We start from the raw sequence: 24,402 nt of genomic DNA, 5'->3' as shown, positions 1-24,402 counted from the left end.
CCATCCGACACCCCCCTCGCTCAACGCCCTATGGCGCGTATCAGGCAGCGGGGCCATGCGCTCCGCGTGAGGGGCGGTCATCAAACTCATTGCGGCCCGGGCTTTGCCCGGGCCGTTTTATTGAGCTTTGAACTGGAGGCGCCCATCCGCCGTTCTTTCTCCTCAACAGGAGACCGTCAATGCTCAGAACCGAACAGGACCTGCCCGATCTTTCGGGCAAGCGCGCCGTCGTCACCGGTGCAACGAGTGGACTGGGCTTTGAAGCAGCGCGCATGCTGGTCATGGCCGGGGCCGATGTCGTGCTGGTGGGCCGCAGCGCTGAAAAGGGCGACGCTGTGCTTGCCCGCCTCTCAGAGCAAAACCCGACCGGCAAGGCGCGTTTCCAACAGATTGATCTGACGAGCCTTGCGTCCGTCGCCACCGGGGCAGGTCGCCTCTTGGACGAAGACCAGCCCATCGACATTCTCATCAACAATGCAGGCATCATGGCGCCGCCGAAGCGGCTGACGACAGAAGACGGCTTCGAGGCGCAATTTGGCACCAATCATCTGGCCCATTTTGCGCTGACCTTTCACCTGCTGCCGCTGCTGCGCAAGAGCGCCGCGCAACGCGTCGTTTCCGTCGCGAGCCTTGCTGCCCTGTTCGGTCGTATTCACTTCGGTGACCTTCAGGCGCAAAAGGGATATGACGACATGCGGACCTATGCCCAGTCCAAGCTGGCCAATTTGCTGTTCACCAACGAACTGGACCGCCGCAGCGCCGCCGGACGTTGGGGCATCACGGCGCTGGCCGCGCATCCGGGCCTCTCGCGCACCAGCCTGTTCAAGAAACAGAACGAGGACAAGGGGCTCGCCGATAGGCTGGGTGATTTGTTCTCGCCGTTCTTTTCGCAATCGGCCGCAGCGGGCGCGCTGCCGCTGGTGGCAGCAGCCATCGATCCGGACGCCGAGCCGGGCGACTATTATGGGCCGGGACGCTGGTTCGGCATGAATGGCGCGCCAAGGAAGGTGCGCCAGCCGCGTGCGGCGGGCGATCCCGGCGTCAGCTTGCGGCTTTGGGACGTGTCGGAAGCCCTGACCGGCCTGCGCTACCCCGATTAACGGAGAGCCGGGCTCGATCGGCGATCCCATATGAAAAAGGCGCACCTGGTCGAGAGGTGGGCCTTTTTGCAATGGGGGACCGCGTTTGCTAGCCGCGCCGCACCACTTCGGGGATCAAGCCCTTGGGCGCGTAGCGAAGGGCAATGGTGATGACCACGCCGAGCACGAAGACACGCATCTGCAGCGCTCGCGAGTCGATTTCCGGAATGGCGCCCCAGCCGATCGCGCTCGTGAGCTGGGACAGGTTGAGGAAGATCAACTGCGCCAGCGGATCGGAAATGACCCAGACGATATAGATCAGGAAGGCGCCCAGCACGACGCCCCAATTGTTGCCCGCACCGCCCACGATTACCATCACCCAGATCATGAAGGTGTGGTTGATCGGCTGATAGCCCGAGGGATCGAAGATCTGGGTAAAGGTGGCAAGGATGGCGCCACCGATGCCCATCAGGATCGAACCGAAGATGAACAATTCGAGCTGGCGGCCGGTCACATCCTTGCCCATCGAACCGGCCGAGATGTGGTTGTCGCGGATGGCGCGCATCATGCGGCCCCAGGGTCCGCCATAGGCGCGCTGCACCAGGATGAACGCGACCACGAGGAACAGCACGGCGATGCCCAGGAACATCAGGCGCGCATACATGAAGCTGTCCGGGATCGACATGCCGGTGGCCTGCAATTGCTGCGGCAGCGGGGTCGGCCAGGGCATGGGCGACACCGTCATGGTGCCGCGTGTCAGCCAGTCCATGTTCTTGATCAGCGCCCGCAGGATTTCCGAAATACCGATCGTGGCGATGGCAAGGTAATCGGTGCGCAGGCCCAGGCTGATCTTGCCGATATAAAACGCTATGACCGCCGAGACGAGGCCACCGAACAGCCACCCGAGAACGGGATGCAGGCCGAGCCCCCCGACAAAACCGGCAGTGGATTCGATATAGGCCGCAGCCGGATCGATCTGGGTGCGATAAATGACATAGCCCGCAAACCAGGCCAGCGCGATGATCGCGGTACGCCACTTTCCGGTGATGCCGATGCGATCAACCCGCCGGGCCAGTACCACCAGCGCAACGCCAACGAGAAAGGCTGCCAGCGCGCGGCCCAGCATCATTGGTCCTTCGCTCTGCCAGAAGGCCATGTTGACCGGATAGGAGAGGAAAACCGTCGAGGCGCCGCCCACCATGAGAAAGCCCATGATGGCAAAGTTGAAGAGGCCGCCATAGCCCCACTGGATGTTGAGGCCAAGGGCAATCAGGGCAAAGGCAGTCGCCTGGGTCAGGATCAGCAGGATGGATGCCGTGCCCTGGATGATTCCGACGGCCACGACGATGACGAACATGGCGGCAAAGAGCAGCATGCCGCGGCGGAGCGGGCTCGCCCAGCCAGTGGCCGGGGGCGTGGAAGCGGCGCTCATGACGAAGCTCCCTTGAAGATACCGGTGGGTCGCACCAAGAGGGTAATGACCAGGATCACGAAGGCCACGGTCAGTTTATATTCGGTGGGCACGAGGGCGAGATTGGCCGGCAGGGCCATGCCCTCGGGCAGGATGGCGTTGAGCGGGCGCAGCACGGCCGTCCAGTTGAACACTGCCAGGGTCTCTGCAAAGGCGATGAGGAAGCCGCCCACGATGGCGCCATAGGCATGGCCCAGCCCACCCACGATGGCTGCCGCGAAGATCGGCAGCACGATGTTGAAGGCCAGGTCCGGCATCAGCGCCACGTCCAGCGCCAGCATCGTGCCGGCCACGCAGGCCAGTGAGCCGGCGATGACCCAGGTCACACGGACCACAAGGGCCGTGTTGATGCCGGAAACCTGCGCCAGATCGGCATTGTCGGCCATGGCGCGCATGGCCTTGCCGAGGCGCGAGCGGGTGAGGAAAAAATGCAGCGCCACCACGATCAGCGCGGTGACAACGAACATGATCAGTTGCGGCTCGGTGATATTGATGGGGCGCGAGCCGCCGGCCCAGCTCATGTCGAGCCGGAAGATATCCTTGCTCTCCCCCGCCACGAAGATCGATTGCGTGCCGGAGCCGAAAATCAGACGGATCAGGCCCTGAATCATCAGCGTCACGCCGATGGAGGCGATGAGCAGGGTCACCGGCTTGGCGCCGCGGGCACGCAAGGGCGCATAAAAGCCCTTGTCGATGCCCAGCGCGATAAAGGCGGTCAGTACCATGGCGACGGGCATCACCACGAAGGCCATGGGTAGCGGCAGGATGATGCCCATCGCCGCCATGGCCGTGGCCAGCACGAAGGCGATGAAGGCGCCCATGGTCATCATGTCGCCATGGGCGAAATGGGCAAAGCGCAGGATGCCGAAGATCAGCGTGACGCCAATGGCGCCCAAGGCATAGATCGAGCCCAGCACCGTGCCGGAGATCAGCACGCGATTGATGAAGAAGATCAGTTCATCCATTGGCTCAACCTCCCAGGAAGCTCTTGGCGACCTCAGGGTCGGCGATCAGTTCGGGGCCCGTGCCGGTAAAGCGGTTCTGCCCCTGTGCGAGCACGAAACCCTTGCTGGCAAAGGCCAGGGCTTGGCGGGCGTTCTGCTCTACCATGAGGATGCCGACCCCCTCCTGGTTGACGCGCTGGATGGTCTCGAAAATCTCGATGACATAGCGCGGCGACAGGCCGGCCGAAGGCTCGTCCAGCATCAGCAGGCTTGGCCGGCTCATCAGCGCACGGCCCATGGCCACCATCTGACGCTGTCCGCCGGAGAGTTCGCCGGCCGGCTGCCGGCGCTTTTCGGCCAGGACCGGGAACATTTCGTAGACCCAGGTCATGGTCTCCGAATAATCGTCGGTGCGGGTAAAGGCGCCCATTTCGAGGTTTTCCTCGACGGTCATGGACGTGAAGACGTTCTTTTCCTGCGGCACGAAGGAAAGGCCCTTGGGCACCAGCTTGTCCGGCAGGGAATTGGCGATGTTCTCGCCTCCGAAATCAATGGTGCCGCCTGTGACCTTGAGCAGCCCGAAAATGGCCTTCAGCGTCGTCGACTTGCCGGCCCCATTTGGCCCGACGATGACGCCGATATCACTCTTTTCGATGGCGATGTTGACGCCGTTGAGAATGGGCGCGCCGCCATATCCACCGACGACGTGCTTGAGTTCGATCAGAGCCATGTCACGCGACCTCGGCTGGTGAGCCGAAATAGGCTTCGACAATTGCAGGATTGGCGCGAATCTCGGCCATTGGGCCTTCCGCGATCTTTTCGCCCTGCGCCATGACGATCACCGGATCGCAAAGCCGGCCGATCAGGTCCATGTCATGCTCGATGACGAAGAAGGTATAGCCGAGCTCGGAATTCATCCGCTCGATATTGCCAGCCAGATCATTGAGGAGGGTCTTGTTGACACCCGCCGCCACCTCGTCGAGCAGCACCACCTTGGCATCGACCATCATGGTGCGGCCCAGTTCCAGAAGCTTCTTCTGCCCGCCGGAGAGATTGCCCGCCAATTCGTCGCGGACATGGCCGAGCTTGAGGAAATCGATGACATCGAGGGCCTTCTTGCGCACCTCGGTTTCGCGGCTGCGCACGAGGCCGGGTCGGAACCAGTTGTCGATCAGGTGCTCGCCAGGCTGGTCACCGGGCACCATCATCAGGTTCTCGAGCGCGGTCATCTGGGAAAATTCATGCGCGATCTGGAAGGTACGCAGCATGCCGATGCGGAACAGCTCGTGCGGCTTCATGCCGGTCACGTCCTGCCCGTTGAACATCACCTGACCGCTATCGGGCACGATATTGCCGGCGACCATGTTGAAGAGTGTGGACTTGCCCGCGCCATTGGGCCCGATCAGCCCGGTGATCGAACCGCGGCGGACCGAGAGCGAACAGTCGTTGACGGCCAAAAGGCCGCCGAAGCGTTTTGAGACGTTGCGAACGTCAATGACCAAGTCGGACGTCAAGTGCGATGGGCCCCGGGTTCCTGAATTGCCAAGCAGCCCGGTTGAATCCGGGCAAATTTGCGGCATCTGTTCACAACGGGGCCGGGCGGTCAACGCATTGACGCTGACCGTTTGGACAAATTCTCGCCAGCGACGGCATTTTCGGGCTCAGAGATAGGCGAGAACCGCGTCGGCGGTGGATTTGTTGTTGGCGCAGGGCACGTCATAGAGCGTGGCGAGGCGGGTCAGCGCCTTGACGTCGACATCGTGCGGCTGGGCCGAGAGCGGGTCGATGAAAAAGATCAGGACGTCAAGCCGACCCTCGCAGATCATGGCGCCCAATTGCTGGTCGCCGCCCAGGGGACCACTCTTGAGCAAATGAACCGATAGACCCGTGGCGGCCATGATGCGGCTACCGGTCGTGCCCGTGCCCCAGAGTTCGTGCTGGGCCAGCTTGTCGCGGTGCGCCTCTGCCCAGCGGCAAAGGTCATCCTTTTTATCGTCATGTGCCACAAGGCCGATACGCGCCATCGCCATCCCTCTCATCTGCCCCTAAGGGCGAAAAGTCTCAGAATTCATCCCAGTCGGCCAGTGCGGCATTGCCGGCGCTGCGTGGCATGGGCACAGGCCTGGCCGGCCGCGATGCTGTTGGTGTGGGGACCGGGGCCTTGCCGTTTGCTGCCTGCCTGTCGGTGCGGAACACACGGATGATGCCGTCCAGATCGCTCGCCTGCGCCTCGGTCTGTTCGATGGCGGCATTGGTCTCTTCCACCAGCGCCGCATTGTGCTGGGTCATCTCGTCCATCTGCCGCACGGCGACGGTGACCTCCTCGAGCGCTTTGGACTGGTTGCGGTTTTCCTGGGCGATGGTGTCGATCAACCTTGCGCTCTCCTCAGCGCCAGCCAAGATTGCGAGCAGCGCCTCGGCGGCCTGGGCGACAAGCCGGCTGCCAGTGCGGACTTCCCCGGCGCTGGTGTCGATCAATGCCTTGATCTCCGATGACGCGTTGGCCGCGCTCTGGGCCAGGCGGCGCACTTCCACCGCGACCACCGCGAAGCCCTTGCCGGCTTCTCCGGCGCGCGCGGCTTCCACCGAGGCGTTGAGAGCCAGAAGATTGGTCTGGAAGGCAATGTCGTCGATCATGCCAATAATGCTGGAGATGCGAGCGGAAGAAGTTTCAATGGTCTCCATCGCGGCATTGGCCTGCTTCATCGCCTCGCCGCTCGTTGTGGCGGAGCTGGCCACTATCTGCGCCTTGGTATTGGCAGTGACGGCGCGCTGGGCGTTCTCGACGACGGCCGAAGACAATTGTTCGATGGCGGCAGCGGTCTGTTCGATCGTGGCGGCCTGGCGGGTGGTCCGGTCGGCCAGGTCATTGGCTCCGGCCAGGATTTCGCCGGTGGCGGTCTTGAGCGAGCCCGAGGTGGCTTTGAGCCGCCCAACGATGTCGGCCAGCCGCTCGGCGACAGCATTGGTATCAGCCTTGATCTGGGCGAATTCGGGATCGAGCTCTTCGGTGATGCGGCTCGTCAGGTTGCCATCGGCCACATCGCGCAATACCGCGCCGGTGACGCTGACGGCGCGCTCGATCTTGGCGCGGGAGGCGTCCTCGAGCTGGCGTGCATCGGCGCTGATCTTGTCGAAATAGGCGCTGACGCCGATATCGATGTCCAGCATAATGGCCTTAAGCAGGGCCACGAGCACGTCCGCCATCTGGTCGGCATCGGCCAGCACGGCCTCGCCCGCGCGCGGCACGGGGCGGCCGAACCGTCCTTTTTGGGGCTTCGTTGCCTCGGCCATCATGTCGTGGACGAGGCCGCGAACCAGCCCCTCCATGATCAGTCCATAGCCCCCGATATGCCAGCGCGGCTCGAGCCCGATCATGGCATGGCGAAGGCCGATCCGGGTGGACGAGGCGAAATAGTCGTCGTCGAGCTGCCCGGCGGCGATGGCCTGCCAATGCTGGACCTGTTTGCCCTGGGCGCGGGTCATATGGCCCTTGTTCTCGAAGAAGCGGGCGGCTGCGGGCACATCGGCCATCAGCGCGTAGAACCGCTCGAGCGCGGGTTCGAGATGGGCGTCGACAAGCGGTCGGGCCAATGCCAGGCGTTCGCGCGCCGACTGATCCAGCCCCAGAAAGGCCAGTCGGGTCTGCAACTGGTCTTGGTTGGATGTCGCCATGATGAGCCCTCGGATCCTGTTCGGCGGGCCCGGCTTCTGCCGTCCCTGTCCAAGGGCTATCGCGTCATGGTTAAGGCTTAGTAATCCACCAGCTTCTTGTCCGGGTCATAGGGCTGGTCCGCCACGACGCGGGTCACGGCCTGGCCGCACCGCATCTTCTTGCTCACCGCGTCATAGGCATAGGTGGGGCCGCCGTGCAATTGCCAACCCTCCGAAAGAGCCTTGGTCACCTTGTGGCAGAAGGCGCTGTCGTCCTCGCCGGTCAGAAAGCGGTAGATTTGCATGTTTTTCCCCCAGCCGGTTGATGATGCCGGCAATTGATTCTATCGCGTCTTATCGCTAATCGAGAAGCCATGCACAGCTTTCCTCAGCATTTGCTCGACGGCTATTCCAATTTCATGTCCGGGCGTTACGCCCGCGAACGGGACCGCTATCGGGAACTGGCCTCAGCGGGCCAGAAACCCACCACCCTGATGATCGCCTGCTGCGACAGCCGCGCAGCACCGGAGATGATCTTCGATTCGGGACCGGGCGAACTCTTCGTCCTGCGCAACGTGGCCAATCTGGTGCCGCCCTATCAGCCCGATGGCGGCCAGCACGGCACGTCGGCGGCGATCGAATTCGCCATCAAGGGCCTGGAGATCGCCAATATCGTGGTCATGGGTCATGGCCGCTGCGGCGGCATCCATGCCGCGCTCAATCCCGACAAGACCCCGCTCGATGACGGGGACTTCATCGGCAAGTGGTTGAGCATGCTGGGCGACCTGCCGACCCAGGTTGGCCTGAACAGCCTGATGACCGCCTCCGAGAGACAGACGGTGATGGAGCGTATCTCGATCCGCAATTCCATTCGCAACCTGCGCAGCTTCCCTTATGTCGCAGCGCTCGAAAACGAAGGCAAGCTCGCGCTGCATGGCGCCTGGTTCGACATATCGGGCGGCGAGCTCTGGGTCATGGACGACGAGGGCGATTTCATCCGCCCCTGACCGCAGCAACGCCCAAGAAACGACCATTGAAAGGGCCGCCCCCAGGGCGGCCTTTTTCTTTGATCTGCGCAAATAGCCATGGCCTTGCCCCAAACTTGCACTTGCGTGGTCACGATCGTGAGCACTTGAGCCATTCCAAATTCGGCAGCCATTGGTTCCAGCGCTCTGATCACGACTTTGCGAGTGCGTATTTTCAACGCTTTGGGCTTGCCCGGAAAATGTCCCGACATGGGTCCGCCAGCGCCAAGGTCGGGGCCTTCGAGGGCCACATTGACCGAGCAATCTTTGTATCACGGGTCGCCGGAGAGCGGTCCGTCAGTATCGCCTCCCGATACTGCCCCCTCCCAAAGTCAACATGGAGATAATTCCCATGAAGAATATCATCCTGACCTCCCTTTTTGCTCTCGGTCTTTCGAGCGCAGCCATGGCGCAGGCCGCCACCGATTTTGCTTCGGTGGATACCGATGCCAGCGGCGGCGTGTCCTATGCCGAAGCCGTGGTGGCCTGGCCCGATCTGACTGAAGAGGCCTTTGCTGCTGCCGATCTCGATGGCAATGGCGAACTCTCGGCGGAAGAGTATGACGCCCTGGCTGCTTCCGCTGCCCCGGCCATGTAAGGCCGAACCTGCCCGTTAGCGGGCAGTCCAGCCGGCCACCCCGAACGTCCCCGGGGTGGCCGCGGCTTTTAAAATAAGGGGGTGTGTTCACCCCAAACCTGGAGACCTATATGCGTAAGATCGCCTTGGGCCTGGCTGCCCTCACCTTTGCCGCTTCCGCCGCCATCGCCCAGACCCCGCTCACCTTTGCCGAGGTGGATACGGACGGCAATGGCGAACTCAGCTTCGAGGAATTGAGGGCTGTCTGGCCCGATCTCACCCAGGAAGATTTCGACCGTGCCGATGTCAATATGAGTGGGGGGCTCAGCCCCGACGAGCTCAATGCGCTGCAACCTTCGACGCTGCCTGTGCCTGACGCCGCCCCGACGGCCCCCGAAGGCACCGACATGCTGGCGCCCACGCCCAGCCAATAGCCTTTTCAAAGGGTCGCCCCATCGGCGGCCCTTTCGCTGTCAGTCGAGCCGGATGGCCGGTTCGCTCTTTTTGGCCTTGCGCAGCGTCACGATCAATCCGGCAATGACCAGCAGCGCGCCGGCTATCTCGACTGTCGTGATGAGCTCTCCCAGGACCAGATAGCCCGAGGCAAGGCCGGTAATGGGCACGAGCAGGGTGAACGGCGCGACCACCGACGCGGGATGCCGTCCCAGCAGCCAGCTCCAGATACCGCCGCCCAACAGCGTCGCCGGATAGGCGAGAAAGGCGACGAGCCCGGCATCGGACCAAGAAAAGCTTTCAAAGGCAGCCGATATTGCCGGCCAGCCTTCGGTTAGCAGCGACAGCGCAAAGAGCGGCAGAGGGGCGGCCAGCGAGCCCCAGACAGTGAAAGCAATGGCATTGACGCGGCCCGCCTTCTTGGTCAGCACATTGGCAAGGCCCCAGCTCAGCGCCGCCAGAAGCGTCAGCGACAGGGGCAACAATCCCGCGCCCTCGATGCGTTCGCTGGCGATGACGGCGATCCCGGCAAAGGCCACCAGCGCTCCCAGCACCTGGAAGCGGCTCGGGCGTTCGCCCAGGAACAGGAACGCCATCATCATGGTGAAGAAGGCCTGGGTCTGCAGCACGATGGAGGAAAGCCCCGCCGGCATGCCCCAGGCGATCGACAGATTGAGAAAGGCGTATAGGGCAAAGCCAAAGCAGAGCCCGAAGCCGACGACGATCCACCACGGGGCCTTTGGCGGGCGCACGAAGAACACCGCCGGGACAGCGGCTGCGGCGAAGCGCAGGGTCGCTGAAAGAACGGGTGGCAGAGCCTCCACGCTCAGCTTGATGACGACGAAATTGAAGCCCCAGATCGAAACGACTAGGAGGGCCAGCAGCACGTGGCGAAGCGGCATGTGCTGCGCCTTTCAATGGGTCAGACGAAACGGCGGCCCATGGGGCCGCCGCGTGGTCTCTATCAGGCTGCCTTGCGGCTGACAAAACCCTTTTCGATCAGCGTTTCGGCGATCTGGATGGTGTTGAGCGCCGCGCCCTTGCGCAGATTGTCCGAGACCACCCAGAGGGCAAGGCCATTTTCGACCGTATTGTCCTCGCGGATACGGCTGACATAGGTATCGTAGTCGCCCACGGTTTCCACCGGCGTGGCGTAGCCACCGGCCTCGCGCTTGTCGAGCACGGCAATGCCGTCTGCCTCGCGCAGTGCATCGCGTGCCTCATCGGCGCTGATGGGGTTCTCGAATTCGATATTGACCGCCTCGGAATGGCCCACAAAGACCGGGACGCGTACGGCGGTGCAGGTCACCTTGATCTTGGGATCGAGGATCTTCTTGGTTTCCGCCAGCACCTTCCACTCTTCCTTGGTGTAGCCGTCCTCCATGAACACATCGATATGGGGAATGACGTTGAAGGCGATCTGCTTGGAGAACTTCTGGGGGGTCGGGCTATCGTTGACGAAGATGCCCTTGGTCTGGTTCCACAGCTCGTCGACGCCTTCCTTGCCGGCGCCGCTGACCGATTGATATGTCGAGACGACGACGCGCTTGATCTTGGCAAGGTCGTGAAGCGGCTTGAGCGCCACGACGAGCTGGGCCGTGGAGCAATTGGGATTGGCGATGATGCCCATGCGCTTGGGGTCGGCGAGCCAGCGCTCGAGCACATGCCCGTTCACCTCCGGCACAACCAGCGGCACGTCCGCGTGATAGCGCCAGTAGCTCGAATTATCGATCACGATGGCGCCGGCTGCGGCGATCCGGGGCGCCCAGTCCCTGGAGATGGAGCCGCCGGCCGACATGATGGCAAAATCGACTGTCGAAAAATCGAAATGCTGCAGGTCCCTGGCCTTGAGCACCTTGTCGCCATAGGACAATTCCTTGCCGATCGAGCGAGACGAGGCCAGTGCAAAGACCTCGTCGGCCGGAAACTTGCGTTCGGCCAGAATGTTGAGAACTTCGCGGCCCACATTGCCTGTGGCTCCGACGACAGCGACGCGATAACCCATTTTGGAACTCCAGTCCCTAACCATGTCCGCCCCCGCGCATCCGATGGATGCGGCTTTTTGCTGGCGCCTCTCCCCAGCGGGAGACGGCCCGGGGACAAGCGTCAGGCGGTTTTGGTGGTTTTAGTCATGGCTGCAGCATCCCCGGCGGCGAGCCGGGTAATGGCGGTGGCGGCGATGTGGCCGGTGCAAACCATGGCGACAATTGCATCCTATGAAAGAGCAGGACTTCTCATACGCTGATATAGGAAAGAGTCAATGCGCTTGCTCCGCTCTGGCGAGACGGATAGGCCTGCCGGGACGAAGAGGAAAGCAGATGCCCGATTTTGACGTGATCATTCTGGGAGCCGGTGCGGCAGGCATGATGGCCGGCATCGAAGCTGCGCGCCGCGGCCGCAAGGTACTGGTGGTCGACCATGCGCGCGATCCGGGCGAGAAGATCCGTATCTCCGGCGGCGGGCGCTGCAATTTTACCAATGTGAATGCTACTCATGTCACAGGCCGTGATCGCTTCCTGAGCCAGAACCCACGCTTCGCGCTGTCGGCTCTGTCACGCTACACGCCAGACATGTTCATCGAGAAGGTAAAAAAGCACGGCATTACCTTTCATGAAAAGACGCTTGGGCAATTGTTCTGCGATGGTCCGGCCACGCAGATCGTCTCCATGCTCACCAATGAGCTGCGCCAGGCCGGCGCCGCCATCTGGACGGGCCGCAATGTCGGCTCCATCGAACGCGAAGGCGACAATTTCGACGTTATGATCGGTGATGGTCGCGTCACCGCATCGAGCCTGGTGGTCGCCACGGGCGGCAAGTCCATTCCCAAGATGGGCGCTACCGGGCTTGCATATGAGATTGCCCGCCAGTTTGGCCTGGGCGTCACCGAAACCCGCCCGGCCCTCGTGCCGCTGATGTTCGAGCCCGGAGCGCTGGAAAAGCTCAAGCCGCTGGCCGGCGTTTCCACCAATGCCGTGATCAGCCATGGCAAGACCCGGTTCGAGGAGGCGCTGCTCTTTACCCATCGCGGCCTGTCGGGGCCCTCGATCCTGCAGATTTCCTCCTATTGGCGGGAGGGCGATGCCATTGCCGTCGATCTCCTACCCAATCAGGATGCCCTCGAACTGCTGCGCAACGGGCGCAAGGCCAGCCCGAAGCTCCATATCCAGACCATTCTCGGGGACAAGCTGCCCAAGCGGCTGGCGCAATTGGTGGGCGACATCATCGACCAGCCCGGCATGATCGGGGATCTTTCCGACAAAAAGCTCCAGGCCGCGGCCGACGTGGTCAAGCACTGGACGCTCAAGCCTGTCGGCTCGGAAGGCTATCGGACGGCCGAGGTCACATTGGGCGGCATCGACACCAAGGGCCTCGATGCCAAGACCATGGCGGCAAGAACCGTTCCCGGGCTCTATTTCGTGGGCGAGGCGGTGGATGTCACCGGCTGGCTGGGGGGCTACAATTTCCAGTGGGCGTGGGCGTCGGGCTGGGCTGCCGGACAGGCGGCCTAGAATTTCCAGCCCAGGCGCAGGCCGACATTGGAAAGCCCGTCATTGGCTTGGCACCAGCCATTGTTGGATGTGTGCTCATAGGTGAGCGTGGCCGTGGCATTGTCGCCCAGATTGGCGCCGACACCCCAGCGTTCGTAGAAGTTGACCCGGCAGCCAAAATTCTTGCGGCCCGCCGCTGCCCCGGTCAGGGCCCCATCATTGATGGCAGCACCCAATCCCGCTTCAAGGTAGAACGGTGTGTCAAAGACAGGCAATTGCCAGGTCAGGTTGGCGTGGACCAGGCTGTCCCGGCCACCCAGGCTCACCGTAGCGCCCAGTTCGGGGCGTGGCGCGCCGACCCAGCGGAAAGCGTCGATATCTGGTGAGGTAAAAAGCACGTCAAAGCTCACGTCCTCGATGCGGCTGGTATCCCACTCGCTGACCAGAAAGGGCAGGGCGGCATGGTGGACGTCATGGGCATGCAGGCCGATGCGCAGCTCGTCGACCACGCCGGCCAGCGGATGGGGATCGAGCAGGTTCTGCGCCAGCGCGGGGGTTATCCCGGCCAGGCACACACACGCCACAGCAGCAAGCCTCATCATCATCGCAACTCCATACTGGCGCGCATAGGGCCATCGGTGCGCGTTTGTGTCAACGCGAACCGATAAAATTGGCTGCCAACCCTTGACCTCGGCGCCAATCATCGTGATTTACCGATAAATCACGCCGCAAGAAAGTCCACCCATGTCCGCTCCCTTTGCCCTGTCGCTCCAGGATCTCGCTCCCATTGCCGAAGGCACCTCGACGCCAGAAGCCATGGCCGAAACCGTGCTGCTGGCGCAGGAGGCGGATCGGCTGGGCTATGAGCGGCTCTGGTATGCCGAGCATCACGGCATGCCCTCCATCGCTTCCTCGGTACCTGAAATTCTGATCGGCAGTGCCGCTGCCGCCACCCGGGACCTGCGCGTCGGATCAGGCGGGGTGATGCTGCTCAACCATGCCCCGCTTCGCATCGCCGAGGCCTATCGCACACTCGAGGCGCTGCATCCGGGCCGTATCGATCTGGGGATCGGCCGGGCGCCGGGCGGCGACGGCTATGCCATGCGCGCCCTGCGCAGCGGCGGGGGTGAGGATTTTTCCGCCTATCTCGCCGAGCTGATGGCGTTCGATGAGGATGGCTTTCCGCCAGATCATCCTTTTTCGCGCGTTCCGGTGTCTCCCGGTGGCATCACGCTGCCGCCTAAATGGCTCCTCGGTTCCTCCGGCGCCAGCGCCGAGGCGGCCGGCAATCTGGGGTTCGGCTATGCCTTTGCCGCCCATTTCAGCCACACGCCGGCGGCGCCGGCCTTCGCTGCCTATCGCAAGGCGTTCCAGCCGACCGAGCATTTTCCCGAGCCGCGTACCATTCTCTGCCTTTCGGTCATCTGCGCCCCCACCGAAGAAGAGGCGCGCTATCTGGGCATTTCCCAGTCAGTCAACTGGGCCCGCTTCGTGACCGGTGAGCAAAGGCAGCTGAGTGCGCCGGAAAAGGCCAGCCAGCACGTGCTGACGCCCCAGCAACAGAAGGTCATCGATCACCAGTCGAGCCTCTGGCTGGTCGGCAGCCCCGAACAGATGGCCGAGACCATCAGCCAGCGGGCGCGCGAAGCGGAGGCGGACGAGGTAATGGTAACCACCACCATCCACTCCTACGCGCTGCGTCGCCGCTCCTATGCACTTCTGGCCGAAGCGCTGGGCGTGACGCCGCGCGGGGCGCAGGCGCATTAACTTCTCCTTGGGTCATTGGCTCTAGCATAGGGAGACCGGCAACAGGACCAAGTCGTAAATGAGCGCCGCGGCTTTCGTGCTGGCCATCAATCTTTTTGTCGCCGGCCTTTTCGCCACGGCCTTCGCGATCGTTGCCGTCTATCACCGCTCCTCCCGGGGAGCAGTGTGGCTCGCCCTGGGCTATGCAACCGGCATGATGTCGCCGCTGTTCGAGTTCTTCCTGCCGTTCCAGCAGGATCATCGGCTGGTCAGCATGGCCATCTTCACCAGCTTCCTCCTCGCTTTGGTGGCCTGCGTCATCGGGCTCGCCGACCATTACGAACGGCGCCGGCCGTTGGCCGTTCTTGGCCTCGTCGTGGTCCTCTCGATCCTGGTCAATATCGCCATTCTCGACATGCCGCGCCAAAGCCTGGTGCGCGGTTTTCTCTATCAAATGCCCTATACGCTGGTGCAGGCTATCGGCGTGGCAGTGTTGCTCGGGCACCGGCGCTGGCGCCCGCTGGACATAACGCTTCTGGCGTTGCTGGCCGTGTCAGGCCTGCATTTTCTCGGCAAGCCGGCCCTTGCCGCGCTTATCGGCTCGGGCAGCGCTCCGCAGGACTACCTCACCTCGACCTATGCGGCTTTGTCGCAATCGATCGGAGCCATTCTGCTGATCAGCAATGGTCTGGTCATGCTGCTCGTCATGGTGCGCGACATGATGGCCGATATGACTGCGCGCTCGGAGACCGACCCCCTCTCGCAGGTCCTCAACCGTCGGGGCTTCGTGGAGCATGGCGATGCGGCTCTGTTGCGTGCCGCGCGCGCCGGGGTACCGGCGGTCATGATCATGGCCGACATCGATCATTTCAAAGCGATCAACGATACCTATGGCCATGCGGTGGGTGACCGGGTAATCGCCGCCTTTGCCGCGATCCTGCGCGATATAGCCGAGCCGCGCAGCGTCATCGGCCGCATAGGGGGGGAGGAATTTGCCGTCTTCATCCCCGGGGCTAACCTCATGACCGGCAAGCTCTACGCCGAGACCGCGCGCAGCGCTTTTGCGGCGCTGTCTCCTCGCGCTTTCGATCTCGTGGAGCCCATTACTGCGGCCTTCGGACTTGCGGCTCTTCGACCCGGCGATACGCTAAGCGAGGTCATGCGCCGTGCCGACACCGCGCTCTACCAGGCCAAGGCGCTCGGCCGCAATCGGGTCGCCTTGTTTCGCGACGACAGCCCGCGCCCCTTCTTTATCGGACGACGTTCCGCCTAGTTCATGGTTTGCCGGGACACGAGATCGCAGGCGCCATCGGGTTCGATCCGCAGTGCCAGCTGCTGGCGATCGAGTTCGGCCAGCCATGCCGACCAGGAGCAGGGGCTCAAGGCCTCTTCCCCCTCGCTCGCCGCCTGGCGGGCAAAGCGAAGCTTGAGTTGAGACCGTTCCTCGCCAAATCGGTTTCGGATCCGCGCGATCGCGGGGCTGCCGTTACGGTCTGAAACCCAATTGCGAATGTCCTTATGCCGGACCAGCATGTGAGCCTGGGTCATCGTTTCCTCCTCGCGCTTTAACGCGCAACGATGGCTATTCGCTTCGGTTCCGAGGCTTAACACTCACTTTTATGGCAGCCAGTCTGTGACGAGGTTAAGCGTCTCCATCTCTCCAGCATCGAAATAATAGAGCCGGTCGGGCGGAGTTTCGAGCGCGTGCAGCCAAAGGGCCGGATCGACACCGGAAAGGCTCAGATGACGGGTAATCTCCGCCGTAATCGACTGCGCGTCGGCCATGGCGACGCCGGCAACGCTCAGCGCGTCGACGCTGTTGCCCCCAAGGGCCGCCGCATAGATCTGGTGCACGCCGATGGCGGCTTGCCGGCCAGCCATGCGCTGCACGCCGGAGGCAAAAATGATCGGGCATGACGAGGCGCAGAGCCCGCCATCCTCGACGCGCGTCGACAATTGCTTTTCCCGGATCAGCCGACCGATGGCAAGGGCGTCGTCGACAGCGCCTCCTGGAGAATCAAGCTGTACGGCTTCGACATATTCTCCGCGCGCCTCGATTTCGCTGGCAAAGCGCGCCGAGGCTCCGGGATCGATCGTACCGGTCAGCCGCAATATGCCGCCCGTGCCCAGCGTGATCTCCAGCGGGGATTCGAGCAGTTCGGGGCTGCTGGTGATGGGCGGGCGGGGCCGTCCATCACCATCGGAGGTCGTGGCCGGTGGGAGGATAGGCTGCGGCACCGCCGTCAGCGTCTGGGGCGCATTGGCGTTGAGTTCGCGATAATCGACATAGAGTACGCCGATCGTGCCGGCGAGCAGCGCAAAGAAGGCAAAACGGATAATCGCGCCGTCCTCGATCCGCTCGAGCCGCGCGCGGATCGTGCCGGCAAGGCCACTTCGCCCCGGCGCCACCGGGGCATCGGATTGGCCCGTCATGCCGGGCGCGGTCCGTCGCCGCGCTTGCGTTGCGCACTGTCGATGGGGGTGACGATGCCTTCCTCGACCGGTTCGGCATCGGGCGCCGGTGCCGGCGCTGCTGTAACCGTTCGGGTTGGCGTCTCCACGGCGCCAGGCATCGCCGTCGGATCCCCAGCGGCAGCCTCGGTCTCCATGCGCTTATAAAGCGCCACGGCGCGTAGCATTTCGGCGGCGGTGATCGTCTCGGCTTCCTCGAGCGTCTGGGCATCGCGGCGCATGGCGTCGTTCACCACCATCAGTGTGAGCACCAGCACCACGGGCAGCAGGTCAATCGAGATGGCCCCGGCCCAAGAGGGGATGAAATCGCTCCAATAGCGCAGCACCGCCTCGGCATTGGACAGCGGCACGAAACGACGCTGCTCGATCGTCGGCTGGGCAAGGATTTCGTCGGCCGCCAGGGTCAGTGCGGTCGATTGCGCGGCGACCGAAGCACGCACCGTTTCCATCACCTGGTCCTGCCGGTTGGCGAGGTCGGCGGAGCGGCCATCGGCCACCGGAGCGATGAAGCCGGCAGTCAGATCGGTGGCGGCGCGCCGGACCGAGGCGGCGACATCGGTCTGCTGCAGGGCGGCGATGATGGCGGAAAGCTGCACCGCCTCGGCCTGGAAGGCATCGGCCCGCGGCTCGATCGATCCGGGGGTGGAAACCAGTTCGCGCATCGTGGCCAGCCGCGCCGAGCCCTGTTCGAACAGCCCCGCGACCTCGGTGCGCGACCCGGTAATGGTCGCGGCCAATTGCGTCATCTGCGCACTCATCTGGCTGAGCAGCTGCACCACGCTGCCGGCCCCCTGCGTGCCGGTCAGCGCGCCGCTTTCGCGCTCATCCTGGGCAAGCGCGGAAAAGCGGGCGGCCGCCCGTTCCACGTCCGGCAAAAGGCTCTGCGTCGACAGGGCACGGGCGTGGGCATTGTCGAGATCTTCCGCATAGCCCTGCAGCGTCACGGCCATGTGCTGCTCGAGCGCCGCCGATCCGGCGAGCGCTGCCGCATTGAGCCAGGAGCTCATGGCGATGATCATGCAGCAGCCGATGGCCATGGTGAAGAAGAGGCCGATGCGCTGCACTCCGCTCACCACCAGCGGAATGAACCGCATCATGTAGGTCCAGAAGGCGTAGATCGCCACCGAGACAGCGACCGAATAGATGATGGCCGCAAAGAAAACGAAGCTGGCCGAACCGTCGAGCAGCCCGCGCACGCCCAGATAGGTATAGACACCTGAGGCCAGCGCCAGCACCGCCAGCGCGAAGCGGCTCATGGTTTCCACGGAGCGCACGGTCTCGTGCAGGCGAAGGGCATTCGGCTTGAGCTGCATCTGGGGTCCCGAAAGCGTTGCGGCCCGATCGGCCTTAAGCGGACGTTAACACGGGCAAGCCGGCAGGAAGTGGGCAGAATGGGTCAGGGTTAATCGGGCGGCGATGATTTCTGCGTGAAGGCGGCGCGCATGAGGCGCAAAGTCCACCTTTGGACGATTATCCTCTATAGGGTACATTTTTGAATGGAGGCGGACATGTCGGATCGGGTTCTGCTCACGGGGATTTCGGGCTATCTGGCTGGTCACATTGCGGTGCACTTGCTCAAGGCGGGTTACGCCGTACGCGGCAGCCTGCGCAGTCTGGACAAGGCCGACGCGGTCCGCGCGACGCTGGCGCGCGCCGGCGCCGATACCACGCCGCTCGATTTCGTTGCCCTCGATCTCACCAGCGATGCCGGCTGGGCGCAGGCCATGGAGGGCGTGCGCTACCTCCAGCACACCGCTTCCCCGTTCTTTCTCCAGATGCCCAAGGATCGCGCCGACATGGTGGGACCGGCCGTGGCGGGCACGGAGCGAGCGCTTGGGGCCGCGCTTGCCGGCGGCGTCGAACGGGTAGTCGTCACCTCCTCCATGGCTGCTATCGCCTATGGCCATGCCAAGGTGGAAAGCCCGGCCTTCACCGCCCAGGACTGGACTGACCTCCATGGCCGCCCGGTCAATGCCTATATCGAATCCAAGACCCGCGCCGAGCGCCGTGCTTGGGACATCATGGGCGCGGCCGGTCGCCAAGACGATCTCGCCTGCATCAACCCTGGCGCCATTTTCGGCCCGCTACTCGATGCCGATCCGGGCACGTCCGCCCTGCTGGTCAAGCGCCTCCTCGATGGCTCGGTGCCCGCTGCCCCGCGCATTCCCATCACTGGCATCGATGTGCGCGACGTGGCTGAGGCCCATGTGGCGGCGATGACCCATCCGGAGGCCGGAGGACACCGTTTTCCCATGGGCGCGGAAGTCACTTATTTCGGGGATGTGGCGCGGCTGCTGCGCGACCATTATCCGAACCACAAAGTGCCCCGCTTCGGGCTGCCCAACTGGGCGGTCCGTCTCTATGCCCTCTTCGACAGCGATGTGCGCGGCAATGTCGACGAGCTCGATTATGCCAAGCGCCTCGATTCCAGCCCGACCAAGGCGTTGCTCGGCCGCGATTTCATCCCGCTCGAGCGCTCGATCCTCGACACGGCCGAGAGTCTTGTCGCCCAAGGCCTGGTCTAGCCGCCGCCGCGCCCTTGAAAAGCCTTATGCCGCTTGCTATTTCGAGCATAGTGGGGCTGTAGCTCAGTTGGGAGAGCGCGTCGTTCGCAATGACGAGGCCAGCGGTTCGATCCCGCTCAGCTCCACCAAATAATTCCGCTTTTGGTTTCAGGCCTGGGCAGATCGGGCGGTCGCGGATCTGGTGCGCTGGGCGGCGGTGAAGTTGAGCACCATGGCCAGGCCCAGAAGCACCAAGAGACCAGCGGCCAGGATCAGTCCGTCGAACAGCGGGTCAGGCTGGCGCGGGGTCTTGACCACCTGGAGCAATATGCTGATCACCGTGCCCGAGGCGAAGACGGCAAGGCCCTGCCGGCCCATGGCGCGCAGCGGCGCTGCCCAGCGCGAGCCCGCCAGGCTCAGCATCAGCGGCATGTGTCCCAGCACATAGAACAGCGCGAGGGCATGAAGCAGGCGGGGCAAGGCCACGAACGTCTTATCGAACCAAGTGATGTAGAAGGGCGCGCCGGCATTGGCCATGGCCGCAAGCACCGCGCGCCCCGCCGCACCCAGTTCGGGGATTTTTACCCAGAGCAGCACGAGGACGACGAAGCCGGCCGCGAGCCCGTAAAGCCAGCCCTTGTAGGGAATGAAGGTGGTGCCGCGCTTCATCGCCATGCCCGAGAGCAGGCCGATCACGAACAGGACCTGCCAGGAAAAGGGATTGAAAAACCAGCCGCCGGCATTGGGAAAATTGGGCAGGTTGAGGCGGAATTGCCCGGCCAGCACCCAAAGCGCTACTGAGAGAGCCAGGGCAAGCCAGGGCCGGCGCAGGCCCACCAGGATGAATAGTGGGGTTGCCAGCAACAGCACCGTATAGAGCGGCAGTATGTTGAGATAGCCCAGCTGATGGGTGAGCAGCGGAATGCCGATCAGCGATTGCAGCGGATAGCGAATGACCGGCTCGACATTGTTCTTGAGCAGCACCACGGGCATGTCGAACCACAGCGCCGCGGCGGCGAAGATGGCCAGGCACAGCATGGTGATGGTGATGTGCACCAGATAAAGCTGCCGCGCCCGGGCCCAGATGCGCATGATCGCGCTCCAGAGGCTGCCGCCGCGGAAGGCGCCGGAATAGGCCAGTCCGGCGGCCATGCCCGACATGAAGACGAAGGCTTCGGCCGAGTCCGAAAAGCCGAAATTGCGGTTGGTGAGCGTTTCGTAGATCGTGCCCGGCACATGGTTGATGAAGATCATCACCAGGGCTAGGCCCCGAAACATGTCGAGCCGCGGATCGCGTCCGGCGAGACCTTCGGTGGGCCTGCTCAGGTCCGGAACCAGTGCGGCGCGCACGCCGCGCCAGCTGGCATGAGACGCCGAACGCGGCGCGGTGTCATGCAACGACATGGCTGGAGGCCCTCGACATGGCCGGAGCGGGCCGGCCTTCACGGGAAGAATTGGGGCATGACCAGGCGTTGAGGATCGCTTCCTGCTCGACGATCACGGGAGAGGGCGCGCGTTCCATTTGTGTGCGGAAGAGCAGCGGCAGGGCGCGCCGGCTCGGCCGGGACGTCCACCAGATCAGGAGCGGCGCGGCCAGGGCCGGCACGGTCGCGGGCGCCAGCCAGAGGGCGGCGCTTGGTGCCGCGGCGAGCGTGAAGCCCAGCGCCAGCCCGGCTATGGCCATGATCCACCAGCTGGCGCGCCAGGCATCGCGCAGCGGCACCAGGGTTTGTCCGCGCTGGGTCGGCGGCCAGCCACCATCGAGCCGCAGGAGCACCTGGGCGACCGAGCGGCTCTGCAGCAAGAGCATGGTGGGCGCCAGCAATGTCGACAGCACGATTTCCCCCAGCACTGAGAGCAAAGCCAGGGGCGTACCGCCGAAGCGGCGATTTTGCCCGTCGAAAAGCCCGCGAACGAGGATCATCAGCTTGGGCACGATCAGGATGGCGGCGACGCCCAGGCCCAATACCCAGACAGGGATCGGCGCGGGCCCCAAACCGGGCAGGGTCGAGGGCAAATTGGGCAGCAGGGCTCCGGCAAGGCTGGCTGCAAGCAGCAGCAGCCAGAGCGGCGAGGCCAGATAGGCCATGATGCCCTGGATGAAGGTGAAGCGGCTCCAGGCCTTGAGGCCGGGCGCAGCGAGCAGCCGTCCGTGCTGGAGATTGCCCTGGCACCAGCGGCGGTCGCGCTTGGCATATTCGATCAGGTTGTCCGGTGCTTCCTCATAGGAGCCCTTGAGGCCGGGATCGACCTCGACCTTCCAGCCCGCCCGCGACAGCAGCGCCGCCTCGACATAGTCGTGGCTGAGGATATGCCCGCCAAAGGGCGGTGTCCCGGAGAGCTCGGGCAGGCCGCAGCTGGCCGCGAAGGCGCGCATGCGCACCATGGCATTGTGCCCCCAATAGGGACCTTCGCCCCCCTGCATCAATGCGGCGCCCCGTGCAAAGGTGGGGGACAGATAGGCGGCGGCGAACTGGATCGAGCGGCCGAACAGGGTGCGCGCATGGATGATGTGCGGCACGGTCTGGAGCAGCCCCAGTTCTGGATCGGCCTCCAGCCGACGGGCCATGGCCACGATGGTCTGCCCTTCCATCAGGCTGTCGGCATCCAGGATCAGCGCGAATTCATAGGCGCCGCCCGAACGGCAGACGAAATCCTCGATATTGCCGGCCTTGCGGCCCAGATTGCGTTCGCGCCGACGATAGAACATGCGCCCCTCGCTCTGCGGCTCCTGCAAGAGGCGCTGGAACTGCACGACTTCCTCGGCAGCGATGTCCACGGCCTGGGTATCGGACAGCACGGCGAAGTGGAAATGCTCGGCCTGGCCGAGATCGACGAGGCTCCGGTTCATGGCCGCGACGCGCGAAAAAGTGGCCACGGGGTCCTCATTGTAGATCGGCACGAGGATCGCGGTGCGCGCGGTGAGGGGGCGGTCAGCGTGCGCGGGACGAGGATCGGGCGCCAGAACCCCGAGCACGGCCGCGAGGCTGCCCCAGACCAGCCAGAAGCCGGTGATGGCCACGAGGGCGCAACGCAGGAGGTCGAGAAGATTGAGCCCGGTTTCGCCGGTAAAGACAAGAAACAGCCAGGTCCCCGCCAGGCTGAGGCCGAGGGCGGTGACGAGGGCAAGGCAGCGAAGGAGGGCCGGCCGGACCATCAATGGGCGCCGGTCAGCGATCCGCAAAGGGCCAGAGCGTGGCGCGGATGGCCTGCATCAGCGAACGCCTGGGTTCCAATTGCTGCTTGGGCATGTGAAGCGGGGCATAGGGCAGCCCGGCCTCGATGGGGAAATCGGCAGCATGTTTCATGCGGCGGGCCTCCATTGATAGAGCCAGGTTTCAGTAAGCTTGCGGCCCAGGCCGACCAGATAGGCCTTGAGCTCGAGGGTGGCGCCATCCTCGGTTTCGACGTCCATGACCAGTCGCCAGGCGCCATTGGCATCGACGCGCGACAGCACGCTGTTGCGCATCACGCCGCCGCCAACGGTCGCCAGAACGTCGATCGGGGTTCCGGCCGGAAGGGTTTCGAGCTCGCCGCCCTTGAAGTCCACCACGAACTTGCGCAGGCTGGCTTCATTCTCGACGCCCGAGACACCGCCGACCCCGGCCCGGGTTTCGGCCACATGGGCCATGGGCGCACTGGCGTCGGGGTCCAGATCGCCCCAGATCACCCGATAGCGATATTCACGGTCTTCGCCGGCCTTCGCCGGTTCGGCGGGTATCCAGAACGCCACGATATTGTCGTCGGCTTCCAGCCTTGCAGGAATTTCGATCAACCGCACCATGCCCTGACCCCAGGGCTCGAGCGGCTCGATGCGCACCGAGGGGCGGCGCTCATAATGGGCGCCGGCATCCTGGTAGGTCTCGAAATCGCGGCCGCGCTGATAAAGGCCAAAGGCCTTGGGATTGGTTTCGGCCAGATAGGAATTGCCCAGCCAGGCACTGTTATTGAGCGCGCGCCAGAGCACTTCCCCACTTTCTCGCTCGACCAGAAGGCCGTTGCTGTCATGCACCTGCGGGCGATAATCGTCGAAGCCGCCGCGATTGGCCTCGGCATAGAGGAACATCGAGGTCAGCGGGGCAATCCCGATTTCCTTGATGTCGGTGCGGAAAAACAGCCGGGCGGTAACGTCCATGACGCTTTCCTGCTGCGCCTCGCCGGCCGGGGTGATCACGAAGCGATAGGCGCCCGTGACGCTGGGGCTTTCGAGCGCGGCATAGACCACGAGCGGGGCGTCTGCCGCGGTCGGCTTTTCGACGTAGAATTCGGAAAAGCGTGGAAATTCCTCGGGAATGTCGATCCAGGAATTGAGCAAGAGGCCGCGGGCGCTGGCGCCGTAGATGTTGTCACGGCCCAGGGCGCGGAAATAGCTGGCGCCCAGGAAGGACACCAGTTCGTCGAGCGCATCGGCCCTGTTGAGCGGATAGTTCACCCGCAGGCCGGCAATGCCGGGGAACGGCACGGCTGCAGCCGCTTCGCCGACGGTATTGTTGTGGTAGTCAAAATCGGCGGCGGCGAAATCGAGGCTCCGGGCTGTGCCCGCCTCGATTTCGAATACCTTGACCGGCTCGGTATAGAGCCAGCCCAGGTGGAAGGCCTGCAACCGATAGGCGCCGGGATTATCGGCCCACTTGCTGGCCTCCCCGCGATACTGGATCAGCCGGTAGGCGTCGTAATCGAGGTTCTGGAACGCTTGTGGAATCTCGACCGTTAGGGGCGCGTGCGGCTCGGCCGCCAGCAGCTTGAGACGCTCGCTGAAGCTGTCGAAATCGAAGGCAAAGCCATCGGCCTGCTGGGCCAGGATTGGCCGGCTCAGGGATGTCGTGGTCGCCAGAAAGAGGGTGAATCCAAGGCCTGCCAGGACCGTACGGCGATTGGGCAGGCTGTATTGCGGACGCGTCACATTGGTACCCGTGTACTGAAGTCGACCCGTTCTTGGCCAAACGGGCAACGTCGCCTAGATCAAAAAGTTGTTGCATGACAGGCATG

Annotated in this window: 25 protein-coding genes and 1 tRNA gene; 9 read left to right on the top strand and 17 right to left on the bottom strand. The window is 63.7% G+C overall.

Annotated features, from left to right (window positions below):
• The first annotated feature begins 179 nt into the window (after positions 1-179).
• A complete protein-coding gene (locus tag VE26_RS13825; protein WP_046105768.1) occupies positions 180-1,100 on the top strand; it encodes an SDR family oxidoreductase in 921 nt (306 codons plus the stop codon).
• A gap of 88 nt (positions 1,101-1,188) precedes the next feature.
• On the opposite strand, the gene VE26_RS13820 is transcribed toward VE26_RS13825, so the two are convergent.
• The 7 genes from VE26_RS13820 to VE26_RS13790 form a co-directional block, all read right to left on the bottom strand.
• On the bottom strand, positions 1,189-2,511 hold the full coding sequence (locus tag VE26_RS13820) for a branched-chain amino acid ABC transporter permease (protein WP_046105767.1): 1,323 nt from the start codon (positions 2,509-2,511) through the stop codon (positions 1,189-1,191).
• Complete coding sequence (locus tag VE26_RS13815; RefSeq protein ID WP_046105766.1) at positions 2,508-3,515, bottom strand: branched-chain amino acid ABC transporter permease; 1,008 nt, start codon at positions 3,513-3,515, stop codon at positions 2,508-2,510. Before VE26_RS13815 ends, VE26_RS13820 begins: the two co-directional genes overlap by 4 nt.
• 4 nt (positions 3,516-3,519) lie before the next feature.
• On the bottom strand, positions 3,520-4,224 hold the full coding sequence (locus VE26_RS13810) for an ABC transporter ATP-binding protein (protein WP_046105765.1): 705 nt from the start codon (positions 4,222-4,224) through the stop codon (positions 3,520-3,522).
• Between the two features lies 1 nt (position 4,225).
• The gene (locus VE26_RS13805) at positions 4,226-4,996 is read right to left on the bottom strand and encodes an ABC transporter ATP-binding protein (RefSeq protein ID WP_244465707.1); all 771 of its coding nucleotides are present in this window, start codon (positions 4,994-4,996) and stop codon (positions 4,226-4,228) included.
• A gap of 159 nt (positions 4,997-5,155) precedes the next feature.
• Positions 5,156-5,524: a methylglyoxal synthase gene (locus VE26_RS13800; RefSeq protein WP_200897252.1), complete on the bottom strand. Its 369-nt coding sequence runs from the start codon at positions 5,522-5,524 to the stop codon at positions 5,156-5,158.
• A 31-nt stretch (positions 5,525-5,555) separates the two neighbouring features.
• Positions 5,556-7,169 (bottom strand): methyl-accepting chemotaxis protein, encoded by a 1,614-nt coding sequence (locus VE26_RS13795; RefSeq protein ID WP_046105762.1) that lies wholly within the window; start codon positions 7,167-7,169, stop codon positions 5,556-5,558.
• Positions 7,170-7,246: 77 nt separating this feature from the next.
• Complete coding sequence (locus tag VE26_RS13790) at positions 7,247-7,453, bottom strand: DUF1737 domain-containing protein (protein ID WP_046105761.1); 207 nt, start codon at positions 7,451-7,453, stop codon at positions 7,247-7,249.
• Between the two features lie 69 nt (positions 7,454-7,522).
• On the opposite strand from VE26_RS13790, the gene VE26_RS13785 reads away from it, so the two are divergent.
• From VE26_RS13785 to VE26_RS13775, 3 genes are all read left to right on the top strand, one after another.
• Complete coding sequence (locus tag VE26_RS13785; protein ID WP_046105760.1) at positions 7,523-8,155, top strand: carbonic anhydrase; 633 nt, start codon at positions 7,523-7,525, stop codon at positions 8,153-8,155.
• Positions 8,156-8,525: 370 nt separating this feature from the next.
• Positions 8,526-8,771 carry an EF-hand domain-containing protein gene (locus VE26_RS13780; RefSeq protein WP_046105759.1) on the top strand — a complete coding sequence of 82 codons (246 nt, stop codon included), beginning with the start codon at positions 8,526-8,528 and terminating at the stop codon, positions 8,769-8,771.
• A gap of 110 nt (positions 8,772-8,881) precedes the next feature.
• Positions 8,882-9,184, top strand: coding sequence for an EF-hand domain-containing protein (locus tag VE26_RS13775; protein WP_046106371.1), 303 nt, complete (start codon positions 8,882-8,884; stop codon positions 9,182-9,184).
• 39 nt (positions 9,185-9,223) lie between these two features.
• On the opposite strand, the gene VE26_RS13770 is transcribed toward VE26_RS13775, so the two are convergent.
• Positions 9,224-10,105: an EamA family transporter gene (locus VE26_RS13770; RefSeq protein WP_046105758.1), complete on the bottom strand. Its 882-nt coding sequence runs from the start codon at positions 10,103-10,105 to the stop codon at positions 9,224-9,226.
• A gap of 62 nt (positions 10,106-10,167) precedes the next feature.
• Complete coding sequence (locus VE26_RS13765) at positions 10,168-11,208, bottom strand: aspartate-semialdehyde dehydrogenase (RefSeq protein ID WP_046105757.1); 1,041 nt, start codon at positions 11,206-11,208, stop codon at positions 10,168-10,170.
• A 313-nt stretch (positions 11,209-11,521) separates the two neighbouring features.
• Between VE26_RS13765 and VE26_RS13760 the strand changes: the two genes are divergently transcribed.
• Positions 11,522-12,712 (top strand): BaiN/RdsA family NAD(P)/FAD-dependent oxidoreductase, encoded by a 1,191-nt coding sequence (locus VE26_RS13760; RefSeq protein WP_046105756.1) that lies wholly within the window; start codon positions 11,522-11,524, stop codon positions 12,710-12,712.
• On the opposite strand, the gene VE26_RS17235 is transcribed toward VE26_RS13760, so the two are convergent.
• A complete protein-coding gene (locus VE26_RS17235; protein ID WP_160297853.1) occupies positions 12,709-13,296 on the bottom strand; it encodes an acyloxyacyl hydrolase in 588 nt (195 codons plus the stop codon). The two genes, VE26_RS13760 and VE26_RS17235, sit on opposite strands and share 4 nt — an antisense overlap.
• 139 nt (positions 13,297-13,435) lie before the next feature.
• Here VE26_RS17235 and VE26_RS13750 point away from each other — a divergent pair, with 139 nt between their 5' ends.
• Together VE26_RS13750 and VE26_RS13745 are read left to right on the top strand one after the other, a co-directional pair.
• Positions 13,436-14,458 carry an LLM class flavin-dependent oxidoreductase gene (locus VE26_RS13750; protein ID WP_046105755.1) on the top strand — a complete coding sequence of 341 codons (1,023 nt, stop codon included), beginning with the start codon at positions 13,436-13,438 and terminating at the stop codon, positions 14,456-14,458.
• A 58-nt stretch (positions 14,459-14,516) separates the two neighbouring features.
• Positions 14,517-15,710 carry a GGDEF domain-containing protein gene (locus VE26_RS13745; protein ID WP_046105754.1) on the top strand — a complete coding sequence of 398 codons (1,194 nt, stop codon included), beginning with the start codon at positions 14,517-14,519 and terminating at the stop codon, positions 15,708-15,710.
• Here the strand turns inward: VE26_RS13745 and VE26_RS13740 are convergent.
• From VE26_RS13740 to VE26_RS13730, 3 genes are all read right to left on the bottom strand, one after another.
• Positions 15,707-15,985, bottom strand: a complete 279-nt coding sequence (locus tag VE26_RS13740; RefSeq protein ID WP_046105753.1) for a hypothetical protein — start codon at positions 15,983-15,985, stop codon at positions 15,707-15,709. The genes VE26_RS13745 and VE26_RS13740 overlap by 4 nt on opposite strands.
• A gap of 69 nt (positions 15,986-16,054) precedes the next feature.
• Positions 16,055-16,870, bottom strand: coding sequence for a COG3904 family protein (locus VE26_RS13735; protein ID WP_046105752.1), 816 nt, complete (start codon positions 16,868-16,870; stop codon positions 16,055-16,057).
• A complete protein-coding gene (locus tag VE26_RS13730; RefSeq protein ID WP_046105751.1) occupies positions 16,867-18,222 on the bottom strand; it encodes a hypothetical protein in 1,356 nt (451 codons plus the stop codon). Before VE26_RS13730 ends, VE26_RS13735 begins: the two co-directional genes overlap by 4 nt.
• A gap of 195 nt (positions 18,223-18,417) precedes the next feature.
• On the opposite strand from VE26_RS13730, the gene VE26_RS13725 reads away from it, so the two are divergent.
• Both VE26_RS13725 and VE26_RS13720 read left to right on the top strand, forming a co-directional pair.
• Positions 18,418-19,434 carry an NAD-dependent epimerase/dehydratase family protein gene (locus VE26_RS13725; protein WP_046106369.1) on the top strand — a complete coding sequence of 339 codons (1,017 nt, stop codon included), beginning with the start codon at positions 18,418-18,420 and terminating at the stop codon, positions 19,432-19,434.
• 52 nt (positions 19,435-19,486) lie between these two features.
• A tRNA-Ala gene (locus VE26_RS13720) sits at positions 19,487-19,562 on the top strand.
• A 19-nt stretch (positions 19,563-19,581) separates the two neighbouring features.
• On the opposite strand, the gene VE26_RS13715 is transcribed toward VE26_RS13720, so the two are convergent.
• Genes VE26_RS13715 through VE26_RS13705 form a run of 4 tightly spaced genes read right to left on the bottom strand, consistent with a single transcriptional unit; the run spans position 19,582 to position 24,316 of the window.
• On the bottom strand, positions 19,582-20,817 hold the full coding sequence (locus VE26_RS13715) for an OpgC family protein (RefSeq protein WP_084620481.1): 1,236 nt from the start codon (positions 20,815-20,817) through the stop codon (positions 19,582-19,584).
• Positions 20,804-22,570: a glucans biosynthesis glucosyltransferase MdoH gene (gene mdoH / locus VE26_RS13710; protein WP_046105750.1), complete on the bottom strand. Its 1,767-nt coding sequence runs from the start codon at positions 22,568-22,570 to the stop codon at positions 20,804-20,806. Before mdoH ends, VE26_RS13715 begins: the two co-directional genes overlap by 14 nt.
• Before the next feature lie 13 nt (positions 22,571-22,583).
• Positions 22,584-22,721 carry a hypothetical protein gene (locus VE26_RS18115; protein ID WP_160297852.1) on the bottom strand — a complete coding sequence of 46 codons (138 nt, stop codon included), beginning with the start codon at positions 22,719-22,721 and terminating at the stop codon, positions 22,584-22,586.
• Entirely contained in the window at positions 22,718-24,316 is a 1,599-nt protein-coding gene (locus tag VE26_RS13705; protein WP_046105749.1) for an OpgD/OpgG family glucan biosynthesis protein, read from the bottom strand. Before VE26_RS13705 ends, VE26_RS18115 begins: the two co-directional genes overlap by 4 nt.
• Positions 24,317-24,402 lie beyond the last annotated feature (86 nt).

It is taken from the genome of Devosia chinhatensis, assembly GCF_000969445.1.
In the GTDB taxonomy this organism is placed as follows: domain Bacteria; phylum Pseudomonadota; class Alphaproteobacteria; order Rhizobiales; family Devosiaceae; genus Devosia; species Devosia chinhatensis.
The sequence above is the reverse complement of the archived record's forward strand: the minus strand, read 5'-3'. Positions and strand labels throughout refer to the sequence as shown.

What these genes read in the sequence shown, in the direction of transcription:
- VE26_RS13750 (WP_046105755.1), top strand. Translation starts at nt 13,436, where the DNA reads ATGTCCGCTCCCTTTGCCCTGTCGCTCCAGGATCTCGCTCCCATTGCC.
- VE26_RS13775 (WP_046106371.1), top strand. Translation starts at nt 8,882, where the DNA reads ATGCGTAAGATCGCCTTGGGCCTGGCTGCCCTCACCTTTGCCGCTTCC.
- VE26_RS13785 (WP_046105760.1), top strand. Translation starts at nt 7,523, where the DNA reads ATGCACAGCTTTCCTCAGCATTTGCTCGACGGCTATTCCAATTTCATG.
- VE26_RS13790 (WP_046105761.1), bottom strand. Translation starts at nt 7,453, where the DNA reads ATGCAAATCTACCGCTTTCTGACCGGCGAGGACGACAGCGCCTTCTGC.
- VE26_RS13825 (WP_046105768.1), top strand. Translation starts at nt 180, where the DNA reads ATGCTCAGAACCGAACAGGACCTGCCCGATCTTTCGGGCAAGCGCGCC.
- VE26_RS13715 (WP_084620481.1), bottom strand. Translation starts at nt 20,817, where the DNA reads ATGTCGTTGCATGACACCGCGCCGCGTTCGGCGTCTCATGCCAGCTGG.
- VE26_RS13760 (WP_046105756.1), top strand. Translation starts at nt 11,522, where the DNA reads ATGCCCGATTTTGACGTGATCATTCTGGGAGCCGGTGCGGCAGGCATG.
- VE26_RS13780 (WP_046105759.1), top strand. Translation starts at nt 8,526, where the DNA reads ATGAAGAATATCATCCTGACCTCCCTTTTTGCTCTCGGTCTTTCGAGC.
- VE26_RS17235 (WP_160297853.1), bottom strand. Translation starts at nt 13,296, where the DNA reads ATGATGATGAGGCTTGCTGCTGTGGCGTGTGTGTGCCTGGCCGGGATA.
- VE26_RS13765 (WP_046105757.1), bottom strand. Translation starts at nt 11,208, where the DNA reads ATGGGTTATCGCGTCGCTGTCGTCGGAGCCACAGGCAATGTGGGCCGC.
- VE26_RS13725 (WP_046106369.1), top strand. Translation starts at nt 18,418, where the DNA reads ATGTCGGATCGGGTTCTGCTCACGGGGATTTCGGGCTATCTGGCTGGT.
- VE26_RS13735 (WP_046105752.1), bottom strand. Translation starts at nt 16,870, where the DNA reads ATGACGGGCCAATCCGATGCCCCGGTGGCGCCGGGGCGAAGTGGCCTT.
- VE26_RS18115 (WP_160297852.1), bottom strand. Translation starts at nt 22,721, where the DNA reads ATGAAACATGCTGCCGATTTCCCCATCGAGGCCGGGCTGCCCTATGCC.
- VE26_RS13810 (WP_046105765.1), bottom strand. Translation starts at nt 4,224, where the DNA reads ATGGCTCTGATCGAACTCAAGCACGTCGTCGGTGGATATGGCGGCGCG.
- VE26_RS13820 (WP_046105767.1), bottom strand. Translation starts at nt 2,511, where the DNA reads ATGAGCGCCGCTTCCACGCCCCCGGCCACTGGCTGGGCGAGCCCGCTC.
- VE26_RS13730 (WP_046105751.1), bottom strand. Translation starts at nt 18,222, where the DNA reads ATGCAGCTCAAGCCGAATGCCCTTCGCCTGCACGAGACCGTGCGCTCC.
- VE26_RS13770 (WP_046105758.1), bottom strand. Translation starts at nt 10,105, where the DNA reads ATGCCGCTTCGCCACGTGCTGCTGGCCCTCCTAGTCGTTTCGATCTGG.
- VE26_RS13815 (WP_046105766.1), bottom strand. Translation starts at nt 3,515, where the DNA reads ATGGATGAACTGATCTTCTTCATCAATCGCGTGCTGATCTCCGGCACG.
- mdoH (WP_046105750.1), bottom strand. Translation starts at nt 22,570, where the DNA reads ATGGTCCGGCCGGCCCTCCTTCGCTGCCTTGCCCTCGTCACCGCCCTC.
- VE26_RS13745 (WP_046105754.1), top strand. Translation starts at nt 14,517, where the DNA reads ATGAGCGCCGCGGCTTTCGTGCTGGCCATCAATCTTTTTGTCGCCGGC.
- VE26_RS13800 (WP_200897252.1), bottom strand. Translation starts at nt 5,524, where the DNA reads ATGGCGATGGCGCGTATCGGCCTTGTGGCACATGACGATAAAAAGGAT.
- VE26_RS13795 (WP_046105762.1), bottom strand. Translation starts at nt 7,169, where the DNA reads ATGGCGACATCCAACCAAGACCAGTTGCAGACCCGACTGGCCTTTCTG.
- VE26_RS13740 (WP_046105753.1), bottom strand. Translation starts at nt 15,985, where the DNA reads ATGACCCAGGCTCACATGCTGGTCCGGCATAAGGACATTCGCAATTGG.